A 15726-nucleotide genomic window follows, 5' to 3' on the forward strand; every position below is an offset into this window, starting at 1 on the left:
CTTTGCACCGTTATGGGGCGCTTTTGCGTTGTCTGCAAATTTGCAGGTCGGTTGTGACTTTAGTCCCATGGCGGCGCGGGTGTAGCGGTCCATACTCAGGTTTCGCCCTTCAATAACAACAAGTACCGGGTTCCCTTCGATATGAGCTACCAGCACAGCTACGCCCATTCCATTTCCGACCCTGCCGCTTTCTGGGCGGAACAGGCCGCGCACCTGGCCTGGCACCGCAAGCCTGCCCTGACCCTGCAAGACAACGCCGACGGTACCCACCGCTGGTTCGCCGATGGCCGTCTGAACAGTTGCTACCTGGCCCTCGACCACCAGATCGAGCTGGGCCGTGGCGAGCAGGTGGCGCTGATCTACGATTCGCCGGTCACCGGCGTGCAGCAGGCCTACACCTACAACCACTTGCGCGACGAAGTGGCGCGCCTGGCCGGTTTGCTGCGCCAGCTGGGGGTGGAAAAGGGCGATGGGGTGATCATCTACATGCCCATGGTGCCGCAAGCGGCCATGGCCATGCTGGCCTGCGCGCGGATTGGCGCGGTGCATTCGGTGGTGTTCGGCGGCTTTGCCGCCAACGAGCTGGCCCTGCGCATCGATGACGCCCGGCCCACGCTGCTGCTGACGGCATCCTGCGGGCTGGAATTCGACAAGGTGATTGCCTACAAGCCGCTGGTCGACCGCGCCTTGCAGCTGGCCCGGCACCAGCCGCGCAATGTGCTGGTGCTGCAACGGCCGCAGGCGCAGGCGCAGCTGCAGCCAGGCCGCGACCTGGACTGGCAGGTAGCCTTGGTCGGCGCCCAGCCGGTAGCACCGGTCGAGCTGGATGCCGGCGACCCGCTGTACATCATGTACACCTCTGGCACCACCGGCAAACCCAAGGGCATCGTCCGCGAAAACGGCGGCAATGCCGTGGCGCTGTGCTATGCCATGCGCCATATCTACGGCATGCAGGCCGGAGACGTGTGGTGGGGCATTTCCGATGTGGGGTGGGTGGTCGGCCATTCGCTGATCGTCTATGGGCCGCTGATGAGCGGCTGCACCACGGTGTTCTACGAAGGCAAACCGATCCGCACGCCGGACGCCTCGGCTTACTGGCGGGTGGTGGAGCAATACAAGGTCAACGCGCTGTTCTGTGCGCCCACCGCGATGCGTGCCATCCGCAAGGAAGACCCGGAGGGCGAGCTGATCCGCAAGCACGACCTCAGCTCGCTGCGCCAACTGTTCCTGGCGGGTGAGAAGCTCGATTCCAGCACCCATGAATGGCTGGAGCGGGTCAGTGGCAAGCCGGTGCACGACCACTGGTGGCAGACCGAAACCGGCTGGCCGGTCACCGCGCCCTGCGTGGGGCTGGACGGCAGTGCGGCGAAACCGGGCTCAAGCAACCGGGCGGTTCCGGGCTATCACGTGCGTGTGGTGGATGACGAGGGCCATTTGCTGGGCCCCAACCACCAGGGCTCGATCGTCATTGCCTTGCCATTGCCGCCTGGGTGCAGCCAGACCCTGTGGGGCGATCACGAGCGTTATTTGCAGGCTTACCTGCGCACTTACCCGGGGTATTACCACACGGGTGACGGCGGCTTTCTGGATGATGACGGTTTCGTCTACATCATGGGGCGCACGGATGACGTGATCAATGTCTCTGGCCACCGGCTGTCCACGGGCGAAATGGAGGACCTGGTTGCCTGCCACCCGGCGGTGGCCGAGTGTGCGGTGATTGGCGTGCACGATGAAATCAAGGGTCAAGTGCCTTTGGCGCTCATTGTGCTCAAGGACGGCGAGGGCATTGCCGAGGCGCAGTTGCTGGTAGACCTGGTGGGCAGCGTGCGCGAAGCGATTGGCCCGCTGGCCTGTTTCAACCGGGTTCGGCTGGTGAAGCGGCTGCCCAAGACCCGCTCGGGGAAAATCTTGCGCGCGGTGCTGCGCAAGATTGCCGACGGGCAGGACTATGTACCGCCTTCGACTCTGGATGACCCGGCGGTGCTGGGGGAAATCGAGGCGGTGCTGGCGGATTTGCCCAGGGCGGGTTGATATTTTGACCATCAGGCCGGGGCGGGCAATGCAGTGCTAAGGGGCTACCTGGTGCAGTTGCCCCAACCGGCTGCGGGTACGCATCAGGTCGGCAAGCGGCCCGCCCAGGCTCTCTTCCAGCGGCCGCTTACCAACCACTGTCACCTGTCGGTCCTGGTCATACAGCACATCTACCAGGTTGACGAAGCGCTGCTGCGCCGCCAGCGAACACTGCGCCAGGTCATCCAGCCCATCGATGATCCATTCATCGTACTGCTGCGCAAGCGCCAGGTAGTCGATCACCGCCGTGGCCTTTTCGCACAAGTCGTCAAAGCCAAGCACCACCCGCCGGCCATCGATGGCCAGTGCGCGCAGCGGGCGGTTGTTCACTTCAAGCATTACCGGCTGCTCGTCCGGCATGCCCAGTACCTGGCGCTGCGCTGCCGTCCCCGGCCATACATAGTGGCCTTGGGTAAACCGCTGGTGCTCGCGGTTGGCCGGCAAGCTGCGAAAATCGGTGTCGCCACCCACTTCCAGAACCTGCATGCGCCCGTTGATCAGGCGGATCACCGGCAGGAAACGCTCGTGGTACAGCGGGTTGGGCAGCAGCCCTTCGGGCGCGTAATTGGAGGTCACCAGCAGGAACACGCCGCGGACGAACAGGGCGTTGAACAGGCGGGTAAGCAGCATGGCATCGCCGATGTCATGCACGTGGAATTCGTCGAAGCACAACACCTGGCAGCCACCTACCAGTTCGTCGAGGGTTGCGCCCAGCGCATCGTCCAGCGCCCGGTGGCGGTGCATGCCCTGGTGCAGGCGGGCAAAAAAATCATGAAAGTGCAGGCGGCGCTTGGCTTCAACCGGCACCGCCTGGAAGAACCCGTCCAGCAGCCAGCTCTTGCCGCGCCCCACCGAACCGTACAGGTACAGGCTGCGTGGCTGCCCTTGTTCGAGCAGTGCCAGTTGTTCGGCCATGCAGTGGATCACCCGTCGCTGGCCGTCACTCAGCTGGTAACCGCGGCTTCGGGCTTTGTCCTCGAACCAGTCGAGCAGTTCGCTCTGGCCGGCGGGGGCGCCGCGCAGGCGCTGGCCAAGCTGGCGCAGTGGGGCAGGGATCCAGGCAGACAAAAGCAAAGCTCCTTGGGCGATGACGGGGCAGCGCGCAGCTTGCCCGAGGGCAGCCATTTTGACTAATACAGAAAATGATCGGCAATGATCACCTGATGCGATAGGTCTGGCTGCACACCTGCATTGCCTAGGCTTTACGTTCCAGTTGGCGCTCGATCATGTATTTCACCGCCAGGCGGCGCTCCTTGAGGTGGCGCAGGTCTTCGTCAACAAAGTTGCCCGCCGAGATCGATTCGGCGGCCAGCACCTGGTTGTCGATGTCCATGTACTCGTCCAGCAGCCGGTCCAGCGCTTTGTCCTGCTGGCGGCGCTGCTGGACGATTTCGCGCGGGTAGTGCAGGTCCTGGTACAGGTCGTGAGAGACAGGCATGGGGTCCTCCTTGGTGAATGCAATTGGCTCAATAGATTGGAAGGGAGGAATGCGATTGTGTTGAAGCGAAGCGGGGGGAAAGCGACGGATGGTCACTGTACAAACCGCTGAAATGACTAACTCGCTGTTTTTTGACAATTTTTTTTCATCAGGGGGTTCACAGATCAAAACTTTGTTGTTAAAGTGCCGCGCATTCCAAGACAACAACCCAGTTGTCACTCAGTTGGAATTGTCAGAGCAGCGAATGCTGCATCCGATACAGGGGCGTCGCCAAGCGGTAAGGCAGCAGGTTTTGATCCTGCCATGCGTTGGTTCGAATCCAGCCGCCCCTGCCATTTTCCAGTTTCAAACGTATATCGCCCGGTGCTTAGAAAGATAAGCGCTGGGTTTTGTCGTTTCCGTATTTTTGATTCCGTCACACGATTCTTGCAGGAGCGGCCTTGCCGGGCCGCTCCTGCAAGGGTTTTGCTTTCCCGAATTACCCGGCAATGCCCAGCATCTCGTTCAGCACCCTGGCGAGTTCATCCGCTTGCGCCGGCTTCTGAACCACCACGCTGCCCGGCAACTCCAGCCCCTGCAACTCCGCATAGCCAGTCAGGAACACCACCGGCAAGCGCGGGTACCGTTCGCGTGCCGCCAGCGCCAGTTGCGCGCCGTTGAACTCGGGCATGGCGAAATCGGTAAGCAGCAGGTCGATCTCGTCGTCCAGCAAGGCCAACGCCTGTTCGCCGCTGTGCGCCTGACGCACCTGGTAGCCATATTGGCGCAACACATCGCCAAGCAGGTCCCGCACCAGATGGTCATCATCCACCAGCAACACCGTGCGGTTGCGGCCGCTGTCGCTGACCGGCTGGCCGAGCGTCGGGATCACCGGCTCGCTCACGATATGGTCCTTTACGGCGGGCAAGTACACCGCCACCTGCGTGCCGCGGCCGGGGGTGGTATCGATGCGTACACCACCCCCGGACTGCTTGGCGAAGCCGAACACCTGGGCCAAGCCCAGGCCCGAGCCCTTGCCGATGTCCTTGGTGGTAAAGAACGGCTCGAACACCTTGGCCAGCACGTCTTCGCTCATGCCGCAGCCGGTATCGCGGATGCTCAGCATCACGTACTCGCCCGGGTCCGGGTCTTCCGGGCGTTGCGGGCGGTTGTCAATGCGGGTGTTGCGGGTGGTCAGGGTCAGCTGGCCGCCGTCAGGCATGGCATCGCGGGCATTGATCGCCAGGTTGAGGATGATCATCTCAGTCTGGGTGGGGTCGGTCAGTGCGTGCCACAGGGCCTGGTCCAGGTCCAGGCGCACCGAGACGTTGCCACCCAGTGTGCGGCGCAACAGCTCTTCCAGGCCGGCCAGGGTCTGGTTGAGGTTGAGCGCTACCGGTTCCAGGCGCTGGCGGCGGGAAAATGCCAGCAGCTGCGAGGTCAGCTTGGCGCCACGCTCGCCCGCCTCGCGGATGTGGGTGAGACGCGTACGGGCCTTTTCCAGGTTGGCCTTGGCCAGGTCGCGCTCAAGAAAGCTGGCGCCGGTAAGGATCACCGTCAGCAGGTTGTTGAAGTCGTGGGCCACGCCAGCGGTCAGCTGACCGACTGCTTCAAGTCGCTGCATCTGCTGCAGCGCCGCCTCGATGCGTTCGCGTTCGTTGATCTGTTCGCGCAGGCGGGCGTTGGCTTCTGCCAGGCCCAGGGCGGCTTCGCGCTCGCTGGTGATGTCGCGTGCCACCACATACAGCAGGGTGTCTTCCGGCACCACCACCCACGATAGCCAGCGCTGCTGGCCGCCGGCATGCAGGATGCGGCCGACGAAACGTACGCTGGTACGGCCATGGGCGAGGGCAGCCAGTTCGGTCAGCAGCAGATCCTGGTCGGCTTCGGGCAGCAGATGCAGCAACGACGACTGGCTCAGGCGCTCGCGGGAGAAGCCCAGGCTGGCTTCCCAGGCGGGGTTGAGTGCGACTGGGGTCAGGTCCTTGTTCAGCACGGCCAGCAGGTCCTGCGACAGCTCCCAGGCACGGTCGCGTTCGCGGGTGCGGCGTTCGACCCTTTCCCCCAGCATCTCGTTGAGCTGACGCAGCGCCTGGGTGGCCAGGCGCTGGGTGTGGATGTCCTGCAGCACACCGGAAAAGCGCACGCACTGGCCATCGACGAACTGGCTCTGGCCGCTGCTGAGCAACCAACGCGGCTCCAGGCCGTTGGGTTGCGCGATGCGAAATTCGACGCGGTAGCGGCCGCCGCTTTCCGGGCGCATGGCGTATTCCACCGCCTCACGCACCATTGGCAGGTCATCGGGGTAGATGCCACCGAGGAACACCTCAAGGCTCATTTCGGTGCTGGTAGGCAGGCCGAACAAGGTCTTGCAGCGGTCGTCCCACACCAGCAGGCCTTCCTGCGGGCGCAGGTCCCAGGTGCCCATGCCGGCGGCGTCGATGGCGATACGTGCCCGCACCTCGACGTCGATCAGAGCCTCTTCGGCGCGGCGCCGGCGCTGGCGTTCCTGCACTTCGGTCAGTGCCCGGCGTACCGCCTTGGGCAGCAGTGGCAGGTTCTTCTTCAGCACATAGTCGGTGGCGCCCAGGCGGATCATTTCCACCGCGTGCTCTTCGCCGTAGATGCCGGAGAGGAAGATGAACGGAACGTCCGGTGCCAGGCGTTGGGCAACGGCCAGCACCTCGGTGCCAGACGACCCCGGCAGCACGCAGTCGCAGAGGATCAGATCGTAGCGGGCCTCGCGCAGGGCATGGTCGACACCCACATGGTCGAATACCAGCTGGGACTGCACATGCAGCCCGCTGCGCTCCAGGCGCATCAGGGTAAGCTCGGCGTCCATCGAGCTGTCTTCGACCATCAGTAGTTTCAACGGCGTTTGCTGCATCGTTGCGGCGGCCTCAGTTGCTACCGCGACGATTCAGCCGCAGTGAGCCGGGTGGCGGTTCGTTAAGCACTGCCCAGAATACCCCGAGGTCAGAGATGGCGGCGACGAATTCCTTGAATTCCACCGGCTTGACCACGTAGGCGTTGACCCCGAGTTCATAGGCGCGCAACAGGTCGGGCTCCTCCCGCGAGGAGGTCAGCATCACCGTGGGGATGCTGCGCAGTTCGGCGGTGGCGCGCACTGCCCTGAGCACTTCAAGGCCGTCGACCTTGGGCAGCTTCAGGTCTAGCAGCAAGACGGCGGGGTTGCCGTCGTCGCGGTCGGCATAGGTGTTGCGGCGCAGCAGGTAGTCAAGTGCCTCGGCGCCGTCGCGCAGCACGATGACCTCGTTGGCCAACTGGCTGCGCTCCAGGGCCAGCAGGGTAAGTTCCAGGTCCCGGGGGTTGTCTTCGACCAGCAGGATGGGTTTGAGCATGATGGTAGCGGTGCCTCAGGTAGCAGTGTTTCGGGGGAGTGTGAAATGGAAGCTTGCGCCCTGGTCGATCTGGCCTTCGGCCCAGACCCGGCCATCATGGCGCTCGATGATGCGGCGCACACTTGCCAGGCCAATCCCTGTGCCCTCGAAATCTTCCATGCGGTGCAGGCGCTGGAATACGCCGAACAGCTTGTTGGCATAGGCCATGTCGAAGCCCACGCCATTGTCGCGGATGCAGATCTCGGTTTCGCCTGGATGCTCCACGGCACTGATCCCGATGTGGGCAGGGGTCCGGCCGCGTGTGTACTTGATGGCATTGGCGATCAGGTTGTGCAGGGCCATGTTGATGAACGCCGGGTCGCCGATCACCTTGGGCAGCGGGGCGATGTCCCAAACGATTGCGCGGCCTTCGTAATCGGGGGCCAGTTCGCTGCGAATGGCCTCGACCAGCGCGTTAAGGTCTACGTCGGACAGGCGCAAGGCAGAGCGGCCCATCTGCGAGAAGTTGAGCAGGTTGTCGACCAGGCTGCCGGCAAAGTGCGCGGCTTCACCAATGTGCTGCAAGAACCGCTTGCCGCGCTCGGTCAGGCCCTGGCCTTCCATTTCACTCAGCAGTTCGGTGTAGCCGGCGATGTGCCGCAGAGGCGCGCGCAGGTCGTGGGAAACACTGTAGGAAAACGCTTCGAGCTCCTTGTTCGAACGGCGCAAATCACCCGCCAGCTGTGCCAGTTCTTCGGCTTTGCGCAGGACTATGCCAAGCACGGCGGTGCGCAGTTCCAGCACGCCGTCGATCACTAACGGGTCCCAAGGCTCGCTATAGCCGCGCAGCTCTTCCTGCCAGCGTTCGAAACTGTGCCGTGGGTCGAGGTTACCCTGCGGCCCGACCTGCTTGGTCGGCTGGCCCGCCCAGTTCACCGTGCGCACCTGTTCGGGCCGGAACCACAGCAGGTAGTGCGAATGGATCTGCGAGATGGCCACCGCCAGAACACCACCGGCGTGGGTGGCCAGCTCGGGCAGGTCAGTGATGTCGCGGCGCACGTTGTCACTGTGGAATACAGTGTCTTCGCCGCGCTGGCCAAGCCAGTGCACCAGCGCGGTCACCTGGGCTTCAGGCGGGGTCTGGCCGATCAGGTCACAGCGTTCAGCCGAGATTACTGCGGCGCCTTGGGCGCCGGCAAAGGCCAGCAACACCTGGGGCAGGTCGCGCAGGCCGTCACTGACGCTGTCGTGGTCGGCCATGGACGAGATCATGCGCACGATGTGTTGGCGCAACGCCAGCAGCTTGCGCGTGCTGGCGTGGGACTCGCGGGACTCGATCTGCAGTGACAGCACACTGGCCAGCAACTCGCAGGCCGTGCGTGTACGCAGGTCCACCGCACGTGGCTGTTGGTGGTGGCAGGAAATCAGCCCCCACAGCTCACCGTCGACCACGATCGACAGCGACATCGAGGCCAGTGTGCCCATATTGCGCATGTACTGCAGGTGCACCGGCGACACACTGCGCAGTGCGGCAAAACTCATGTCCAGTGCCTTGCCGGTGCGCGGGTTGATGACCGGTAGCAGGGGCGAGGGTTGGTAGTTGGCATCCTCGATCACGCGGATGCGGTTGACCCGGTACAGTTCGCGCGCCTGGCGCGGGATGTCTGCAGCCGGGAAGCACAGGCCCAGGTAAGCGGGGTAGCCTGGGTCGGCGGACTCGGCCAGTACCTGGCCGTTGCCCTCGGCATCGAAACGGTACGCCTTGACCCGGCCAAAACCGGTGATGCGCTTGAGCTGCAGCACCGTTTGCTGCAGCAGGTCTTCGAGGCTGCTGGCCAGCTGCAGGCTGCCGACAAAGCTGCGCACGAGCGGGTAATAGTCACCTTGCCCGGTCAGTTCCGGCGACAGCCGAGGGGGTTCGAATTCGGCAATCAGTACTTCGTCGTGGCCGTGCACCAGCAAATGCAGCGGGGTGCTGTACGGCGCACTTTGGCGCAAGCGCACGTCACCGATGTGGAAGGGGAAGACTTCATCTTCGGGCAGCCTTGCGAGCTGCGCGTGCAGGTCAAAACCGTCGCTGACCAGATTGGCGAAGGGGCAACCGATCAGTTCACGAGCTGGCAAGCCCAGCCAGTGCTCGACGTTTTCACTGGCCTGCAGCACGCAAAGGTCGATGGCGTCCAGCACCAGCAGAAAGCCGTGGGGCTGGATGCTGCTCGGCACGTGGATCGGTTCCCGGGCACAGCGCTCCATGGCTTCTGCCAGCGTGGTGTCTGCAGTCATCAATGAAAACGCTCCTGTCATGTCCGTCCATGTATGGCATTGGCGCCCGGCGCTGGAGGAACGTGGTTCACCCTACCAGAAACCAGGCACATTTACCGGCCCTCGGCCATTGGAGGCACGGAGGTGGCCTGGGGTTCTGCGCCGTTCCGGCTTTTTTTAACGCGGTGCTATCGCTTTATCGCTAATACCAAAAAACGGCTTGGGGCCACCACGGTTGCACTGCCTCGCTGCTACGCTCTGTTCAGGACGTTTCGACAAGGATAAAAAGGTGACGGAGCGCTTAATGGCCGCGTTGTTGGGCCTGTTGTTCAGCGGCAGTACCGTGGCAGCGGATTTTCTCGTGGAAGTGCGTGTGCTGGTGCAGCGCGGTTGCATGCTGGTCAACCAGACCCGCGACGCGGGAGCCCAGGCCCTCGGACGCATTGATCTGGGCACGGCGGCACGCCTGGACAGCCCCGGCGCACCGTTGAGCGGCGTTCTGCTAAGCCAGCGCCCACCGCGCCTTGAGTGCAACCCGGACACCCCTTATCAGGTGCGCGTCGATGGCGGCCAGCATGGTGGCGTCGGCGAGCTGCGCTACCTGGCCAGCGACGATCACACGGCTAGGCCCATCCCTTATCGCTTGTACCGCGACGCTGCCTGGCGTGAGCCGCTGGCGGTGGGGGTCGCCCAGTCGGCGAGGGTACCGAGCAGCGGCTCGGTCGAGCTGCCGTTGTACGCTCGCATCGACAAACTGGCCTGGGTGCCGAATGCAGGGGTTTACGCCGACCTGCTCAAAGTCACGGTCACCTGGTAGGGACGCCACCATGCACAAGGACGCCACGCCATGAACCGCACTTCGATACTGTTGCTTACCCTTGGCCCGCTGCTGGTGCCCGGTGGTGTGGCGCATGGCAGCACCACCGGGTTTATCCAGGCGCGGTTGGTGATCAGCGCAGCCTGCCAGATCAGCAGCGACGACACGCAACCGGCTGTGCTGGGCAACCCGGGGCTGCTGGACTTTGGCGAGCGTGGCCCGAACTGGGACCAGCCGCTGCGCAGCCGGGTTGACGAAGCGGGCGGCGCGGGCTCCCTGCAGATCAGCTGCACGCCCGAAGTAAGGGCCTTCAATGTGCGGATCAATGGCGGCCTGAATGGCGACGACGGCGTGCGCCGGCTGAGCAACGGCCGGGAGCTGATCCCTTATCAACTGGCGGTCGACCCGGGCGGCAACAGCCGCTACGCCATCGGCCAGGCGCGTGCTTTCACCATCAACAGCACCCAGCAAGTACCAATCCCCATTTACGGTGTGCTGGTGGCGCAACCGCGCGCACTGCCGGCCGGGCTGTACAGCGACACCCTCAGAGTGACCCTGGACTGGTAACCACGCAAGGAGACCCCGATGCGAACGAACCTTTCATGCTGCATGCTCGCAGGTCTGGGCCTGGCACTGGCTTCCCAGGCCCAGGCCGCCACGGTGACCGGCAGCATCAACTCGACCCTGACGCTGATCTCGGCGTGCCAGGTAAATGGGAGTTCTGGCACGTCGGGGCTCAACTTCGGTGCCTTGAACTTCGGTACCCAGGATGCCTTGTTCGTCACCGCCAATGCCCAGGTGCTGGGAGGCGGGGGCGGTGCCATGAGTATCCTGTGTTCGGCGGGTACGGTACCCGCGATCAAAGTGCGCGCAGGCCTGCATGACGGCCAGTCGAGCGGTGGCACGCGTGCGCTCGCCGATGGGGCCGGCAACTTTGTGCCGTATGACCTGTACACCGACACCGGGCGTACGACGCTGCTGGCCATCGACGGCACCATCACCCTGCCCACCAGCACTGGCGTGGCCCAGACCGTCAACCTTTACGGCAAGGCCGTGGGCAAGGCGGGCCTGCCCGCAGGGGTCTACAGCGACACGATTTCGGTCGAACTGTCGTTCTGAGCCATGCGCGGCTGGCTGGCGGGTGGGCTGACCGGAATCGGCATGCTGTTGGCTGCCCCGTTGGGGGCGGTGACCACCAGTACCTTCACGGTAACGGCGCAGATTGTCGCCGGGTGCCTGGTGGTGGGCGGTGTCAGCAGTTACGGCACGCTCGACTATGGCTCGCAGTCGGCACTGTCCAAAGCGTTGCTCAGCACCTCGCTGGGTGGCTCGACAGTGACCTTCCAGTGCACGCCGGGCGTGGCCATGAGCATGAGCGTGGACGGCGGGCAGAACAGTGCCAGTGGCACACGCAACCTGAAACGCACCAGCGGCACGCAAGTGCTGGCTTACCAGTTATACCGGGACGCGGCGTACAGCCAGGTCTTGGGGATCGGCCAGAGCGTGGCCGTGAGCTATTCCGACCCGACGGCGATCAAGCTGCCGGTGTACGGGCGAGTCCAGCTGACCGGCGTGCTGCCGGCAGGGACCTACACCGATGTGGTGCAAGTGACGGTGACCTGGTGAAGGCCAGCGCACCAAAGACAAGTGTCTAAGGAGAGCTGCATGCGGGCAGGCGCGAAGTGGGCGCATGGATTGATCGGATTGTTGTGGCTGGCAAGCCTGCCGGCCGGGGCGGCCACCTCGGTGCTGATCTGGCCGATCGACCCGGTGCTGGAGGCCGACCAGAAGGCCGGTGCACTGTGGCTGGAAAACCGTGGCACTGAGCCGGCCAATTTGCAGGTACGGGTATTCGCCTGGCGCCAGGGTGATTACCAGGAACAGTTCCAGGCGCAGCGCGAGATCATCGGCAGCCCGCCGGTGGCCAACATTGCCCCCGGGCAGAAGCAGCTGATCCGCCTGACCCGTACCGGCCCTTCACCTGCCGGCCAGGAGCAGGCCTACCGCATCATCATCGACGAGATCCCGCCCGCCATCCCGGTCGAGAAGGCCGAGCCCGGCGCTACTGCGGCCATCCGTTTGCAGATGCGTTATTCGGTGCCGCTGTTCGTCTATGGCGAGGGGCTGTTGGGCAAGGCCGACCCTGAAGGCAAACGCAATGCCGAAGGCGTGGGCAAGCCGCAGCTCAGCTGGCGGCCGGTGACGGTGCAGGGCAAACCTTACGTGGAACTGCGCAACACAGGCCCCGTGCATGCGCGGCTGACCGATGTGGTGGTGCAGCAAGGCAGCCAGAGCAAGCCACTGGCCGAAGGCCTGCTGGGTTATGTGTTGCCGGGCGCCAGCATGCGCTGGCCTACTCCCGTGGCCTCCACCAGCGGCAGCGTGCTGAAGGGCAGGATCAATGGCCAGAGTGCAGCGGACGCCATCCGCCAGGGCCAATGAGTCAACGACTGTATGCAGTGCAGGGGCCAGGGAGGACCCGGCAATGGTTGGAAACCGTGTGTGAAATGGCTCTCGGCGACGACGCGCCGCTGGTGCCTGGGGCTGGTCATGACCAGCCCTGTGCTGGCGCTGGCCGACGACCTGCCCCCGCCGCCCACGGAGATGTCCGCCATCGCCGACGCTACCCTGTATCTGGACCTGGTGGTGAACCAGATGCCCAGGGCTGAACTGGTGCCGGTGCAGCAACGGGCCGGGCAGTTGTACCTGGGCAGCGACGTGTTGCGGGCAGCCGGTATCTCGTTGCCGGGCAATCCCCAGGGCGAGGTGGCCCTGGAAAGCATCGCAGGGCTGCACACCGACTACGACACCCAGAACCAGCGCCTGCTGCTGCAGGTGCCGCCGGCCTGGTTGCCAGACCAGCAAGTGGGTGACCGCAACCTGTACCCGGCCAGCGATGCGCGCAGCAGTTTCGGCGCCTTGTTCAACTACGACCTGTATCTGAACGACACCGATGAGGGCGGCACCTACCTGGCCGCCTGGAACGAGCTGCGCCTGTTCGACAGTTGGGGGACCTTCTCCAGTACCGGGCAATGGCGCCAATCATTCAATGGCGCACAGGCGGACGATACCCGCCAGGGCTTCATGCGTTACGACACCACCTGGCGCTTCACCGACGAGCAGCGCCTGCTCACCTACGAAGCCGGTGACTTCGTGACCGGTGCCTTGCCCTGGAGCAGTTCGGTGCGGGTGGGCGGCCTGCAAGTGTCACGCGACTTCGCTGCACGCCCCGATCTGGTCACTTACCCGTTACCGGCGTTCGCCGGCGAAGCCGCGGTGCCGACCTCGCTCGACCTGTTCATCAACGGTTTCAAGTCCAGCACCACCGAGCTGCAGCCTGGGCCGTACACCCTGACCAACGTGCCGTTCATCAACGGCGCGGGGGAGGCGGTGGTGGTCACCACAGACGCCCTTGGCCGGCAGGTGTCGACCACCTTGCCGTTCTATGTCACCAGCAGCCTGCTGCAGAAGGGCCTGTCCGATTACTCGGTGGCCGCCGGTAGCCTGCGCCGTGATTACGCGGTGCGCGATTTCAGCTATGGGCCCGGGGTTGCCTCGGGCAGCCTGCGCTATGGCCTCAGCGACATGTTCACCCTGGAAACACACGCCGAAACTGCCGAATCGCTGATGCTGGGCGGCTTGGGCGGCAACATGCGCCTGGGCAACTTCGGCGTGCTCAACGCCGCCCTTGCGCAAAGCCGGTTCGACGGTGACAAGGGCCACCAGGTCGCCTTGGGTTATCAGTACAACAGCCAGCGCATTGGCTTCAGTTACCAGCGCCTGCAACGCCACGGCGACTACGCCGACCTGACCCGGGTGGACTCCCCGGACATGCAACTGAGCAAAAGCAGCGAACAGGTCACCCTCAGCCTCAACCTGAACGAGTACGGCAGCATCGGCGCCGGTTACTTCGATGTGCGCGCCGGTGACGGCACGCGCACTCGGCTGATCAACCTGAGCTACAGCAGGCCGCTATGGGGCAGCAGCAGTGTGTACCTGTCCGCCAACCGTGAAGTGGGTGACAGCCAGTGGGCCGTGCAGGCGCAGCTGGTGATTCCGTTCGACCTGCACGGAACCCTGGCCCTGGGCATGGAGCGCAGCAACGAAGGCGAAAGCCTGCAACGAGTTAACTACAGCCACGCCGTGCCGGTAGGTGGCGGTGTTGGTTACAACCTGGGCTATGCCGCAGGCAGCGACCGCGATGCCTACCGCCAGGCCGACGTCACCTGGCGCTTGCAGTCGGTGCAGTTGCAGGCCGGTGTGTATGGCAGCAGCGGCGCGATGACCCGCTGGGCCGACGCCAGTGGCTCGCTGGTGTGGATGGATGCCGGCGTATTCGCCGCCAACCGCATCGACGATGCCTTCGTGGTGGTCAGTACCGGCGGTTACGCCGAGGTGCCGGTGCGCTACGAAAACCAGGATGTCGGCCGCACGGATGCCAAGGGGCACTTGCTGGTGCCGTACAGCAGTGGCTATTACCGCGGCAAGTACGAGATCGACCCCATGGACCTGCCACCGGACATCCTTGCAGCGGAGGTGGAGCAGCGTGTGGCCGTGCGCCGGGGTAGCGGCTACTTGCTGGAGTTCCCGCTCAAACGCGTAATGGCGGCCAGCATCGAACTGGTCGATGGCAACCAGCAAGTGCTCAAGCTGGGCAGCCGTGTCACTCATGAAGAAAGTGGCAGCCAGGCCGTGGTGGGCTGGGATGGCCTGGTGTATCTGGAAAACCTGGCGGCGCACAACCGCCTGCTGGTGGAGCTGGAAGGTGGTGGCCATTGCGAGGTGACGTTCGATCTGCCTGAGGCACAAGGCTCGATCCCCTTGGTCGGCCCCTTGGTGTGCAAATGAAGGCCTGGTGGGGCGGGGTGTGGGCGTGCGCCGTGCTGCTGTGTGCGGGCCCGGCCTGGGCCAAGTGCACGTCAGTGGCGACTTCGGCAGCGGCATTTGGCTCGCTCAACTCGACCCAGGTACGAACCACGGTGCAGACGGCTTCCAGTGCCAACTCGGGTTTGCAGTGCAACGGCTCGGTGCTGAGTGTGCTGAGTAGTACCGATTCCTTCGTGGTGAAGATCACCTCGGCCACCAACGGCCTGGTAGGGCCCACCGGAGATGTCATCCCTTACACGCTGTATGCCGACGCCACCACTACCTATCCGATCACGCGCGGCACGGGCTTCGAATTCAGGACCACCGGCATCCTCGACTTGCTGGGGCTGCTCAACGGTACGCCCAAAGCCGTGCCGATCTACATGCGCACTCAGATCAACGCCAACGTGGCGGCGGGGCTCTACCAGGAAACCCTCAATGTCGAGTGGACATGGAAGTACTGCGATGGGATTGGGTTAGGCGGCATTTGTATCGGGACTGACCAAGGCACGGGCACCAAGCCGCTGACGGTGACCCTGACGGTGACCAACGATTGCCAGATCACCACACCCAACATCAGCTTCGCCAGTGCGCCTGTGGTGGCAGGGTTTGGCACGGTGAGCCAGGGCATAAACGTGTCGTGCACCAAGGGCAGCAACTACACGGTGGGGCTGGATGACGGGCAGAACGTGTCGGGCGGGCGGCGACGGATGAAGTCGTCGGCCAACAACTACCTGGCCTATGACATTTTCAAGAGCGCAGGGGTGGTGCGTTGGGGTTCATCGGGGGCTGCCAGGCGTTCCAGCACGGATGCCGACGTAAACCCCGGTGCGGGTACCGGCACGGGTAGCCAGGTGTTCAACTACAACGCCAAAGTCTATACCGACCAGCCTACGCCGCCGGCAGCAACCTATTCCGACAGCGTGATACTGGATGTGCAGTTTTGACTGAAC

13 protein-coding genes and 1 tRNA gene are annotated in these 15726 nt (G+C 64.0%); 9 read left to right on the top strand and 5 right to left on the bottom strand.

Going from position 1 to position 15726, the window contains the following annotated elements:
- Positions 1-141 precede the first annotated feature (141 nt).
- The gene (locus tag MRBLPB4O_RS09270; protein ID WP_229609433.1) at positions 142-2031 is read left to right on the top strand and encodes a propionyl-CoA synthetase; all 1890 of its coding nucleotides are present in this window, start codon (positions 142-144) and stop codon (positions 2029-2031) included.
- A 36-nt stretch (positions 2032-2067) separates the two neighbouring features.
- Here the strand turns inward: MRBLPB4O_RS09270 and zapE are convergent, their stop codons facing one another.
- Together zapE and MRBLPB4O_RS09280 are read right to left on the bottom strand one after the other, a co-directional pair.
- The gene (gene zapE / locus MRBLPB4O_RS09275; RefSeq protein WP_341798165.1) at positions 2068-3138 is read right to left on the bottom strand and encodes a cell division protein ZapE; all 1071 of its coding nucleotides are present in this window, start codon (positions 3136-3138) and stop codon (positions 2068-2070) included.
- 127 nt (positions 3139-3265) lie between these two features.
- Positions 3266-3508, bottom strand: coding sequence for a hypothetical protein (locus tag MRBLPB4O_RS09280; protein WP_012271609.1), 243 nt, complete (start codon positions 3506-3508; stop codon positions 3266-3268).
- A gap of 260 nt (positions 3509-3768) precedes the next feature.
- Between MRBLPB4O_RS09280 and MRBLPB4O_RS09285 the strand changes: the two genes are divergently transcribed.
- Positions 3769-3843, top strand: a tRNA-Gln gene (locus MRBLPB4O_RS09285).
- Positions 3844-3986: 143 nt separating this feature from the next.
- On the opposite strand, the gene MRBLPB4O_RS09290 is transcribed toward MRBLPB4O_RS09285, so the two are convergent.
- Genes MRBLPB4O_RS09290 through MRBLPB4O_RS09300 form a run of 3 tightly spaced genes read right to left on the bottom strand, consistent with a single transcriptional unit; the run spans position 3987 to position 9111 of the window.
- A complete protein-coding gene (locus MRBLPB4O_RS09290) occupies positions 3987-6374 on the bottom strand; it encodes a response regulator (RefSeq protein WP_341798166.1) in 2388 nt (795 codons plus the stop codon).
- 13 nt (positions 6375-6387) lie between these two features.
- The gene (locus tag MRBLPB4O_RS09295; RefSeq protein ID WP_016500516.1) at positions 6388-6849 is read right to left on the bottom strand and encodes a response regulator; all 462 of its coding nucleotides are present in this window, start codon (positions 6847-6849) and stop codon (positions 6388-6390) included.
- A gap of 15 nt (positions 6850-6864) precedes the next feature.
- Positions 6865-9111: an ATP-binding protein gene (locus MRBLPB4O_RS09300; protein ID WP_341798167.1), complete on the bottom strand. Its 2247-nt coding sequence runs from the start codon at positions 9109-9111 to the stop codon at positions 6865-6867.
- A gap of 268 nt (positions 9112-9379) precedes the next feature.
- Here MRBLPB4O_RS09300 and MRBLPB4O_RS09305 point away from each other — a divergent pair, with 268 nt between their 5' ends.
- The 7 genes from MRBLPB4O_RS09305 (at position 9380) to MRBLPB4O_RS09335 (ending at position 15720) form a co-directional block, all read left to right on the top strand.
- Positions 9380-9907 (top strand): spore coat U domain-containing protein, encoded by a 528-nt coding sequence (locus MRBLPB4O_RS09305; protein WP_341798168.1) that lies wholly within the window; start codon positions 9380-9382, stop codon positions 9905-9907.
- 30 nt (positions 9908-9937) lie between these two features.
- Positions 9938-10474: a spore coat U domain-containing protein gene (locus tag MRBLPB4O_RS09310; RefSeq protein ID WP_341798169.1), complete on the top strand. Its 537-nt coding sequence runs from the start codon at positions 9938-9940 to the stop codon at positions 10472-10474.
- Positions 10475-10492: 18 nt separating this feature from the next.
- Entirely contained in the window at positions 10493-11026 is a 534-nt protein-coding gene (locus MRBLPB4O_RS09315; protein ID WP_341798170.1) for a spore coat U domain-containing protein, read from the top strand.
- Between the two features lie 3 nt (positions 11027-11029).
- A complete protein-coding gene (locus MRBLPB4O_RS09320) occupies positions 11030-11533 on the top strand; it encodes a spore coat U domain-containing protein (RefSeq protein WP_341798171.1) in 504 nt (167 codons plus the stop codon).
- Between the two features lie 39 nt (positions 11534-11572).
- Positions 11573-12349 carry a molecular chaperone gene (locus MRBLPB4O_RS09325; RefSeq protein ID WP_341798172.1) on the top strand — a complete coding sequence of 259 codons (777 nt, stop codon included), beginning with the start codon at positions 11573-11575 and terminating at the stop codon, positions 12347-12349.
- A gap of 108 nt (positions 12350-12457) precedes the next feature.
- Positions 12458-14755, top strand: coding sequence for a fimbria/pilus outer membrane usher protein (locus MRBLPB4O_RS09330; RefSeq protein ID WP_341798173.1), 2298 nt, complete (start codon positions 12458-12460; stop codon positions 14753-14755).
- Entirely contained in the window at positions 14752-15720 is a 969-nt protein-coding gene (locus MRBLPB4O_RS09335; protein WP_341798174.1) for a spore coat U domain-containing protein, read from the top strand. The genes MRBLPB4O_RS09330 and MRBLPB4O_RS09335 overlap by 4 nt, the downstream gene beginning before the upstream one ends.
- Positions 15721-15726: the final 6 nt, after the last annotated feature.

It is taken from the genome of Pseudomonas sp. LPB4.O (assembly GCF_038383825.1).
GTDB classification, from domain to species: Bacteria; Pseudomonadota; Gammaproteobacteria; order Pseudomonadales; family Pseudomonadaceae; genus Aquipseudomonas; species Aquipseudomonas putida.

Coding starts and splice junctions, on each gene's coding strand:
- MRBLPB4O_RS09290 (WP_341798166.1), bottom strand. CDS start 6,374: ATGCAGCAAACGCCGTTGAAACTACTGATGGTCGAAGACAGCTCGATG.
- MRBLPB4O_RS09330 (WP_341798173.1), top strand. CDS start 12,458: ATGACCAGCCCTGTGCTGGCGCTGGCCGACGACCTGCCCCCGCCGCCC.
- MRBLPB4O_RS09280 (WP_012271609.1), bottom strand. CDS start 3,508: ATGCCTGTCTCTCACGACCTGTACCAGGACCTGCACTACCCGCGCGAA.
- MRBLPB4O_RS09325 (WP_341798172.1), top strand. CDS start 11,573: ATGCGGGCAGGCGCGAAGTGGGCGCATGGATTGATCGGATTGTTGTGG.
- MRBLPB4O_RS09300 (WP_341798167.1), bottom strand. CDS start 9,111: ATGACTGCAGACACCACGCTGGCAGAAGCCATGGAGCGCTGTGCCCGG.
- MRBLPB4O_RS09315 (WP_341798170.1), top strand. CDS start 10,493: ATGCGAACGAACCTTTCATGCTGCATGCTCGCAGGTCTGGGCCTGGCA.
- MRBLPB4O_RS09320 (WP_341798171.1), top strand. CDS start 11,030: ATGCGCGGCTGGCTGGCGGGTGGGCTGACCGGAATCGGCATGCTGTTG.
- MRBLPB4O_RS09310 (WP_341798169.1), top strand. CDS start 9,938: ATGAACCGCACTTCGATACTGTTGCTTACCCTTGGCCCGCTGCTGGTG.
- MRBLPB4O_RS09295 (WP_016500516.1), bottom strand. CDS start 6,849: ATGCTCAAACCCATCCTGCTGGTCGAAGACAACCCCCGGGACCTGGAA.
- MRBLPB4O_RS09335 (WP_341798174.1), top strand. CDS start 14,752: ATGAAGGCCTGGTGGGGCGGGGTGTGGGCGTGCGCCGTGCTGCTGTGT.
- MRBLPB4O_RS09270 (WP_229609433.1), top strand. CDS start 142: ATGAGCTACCAGCACAGCTACGCCCATTCCATTTCCGACCCTGCCGCT.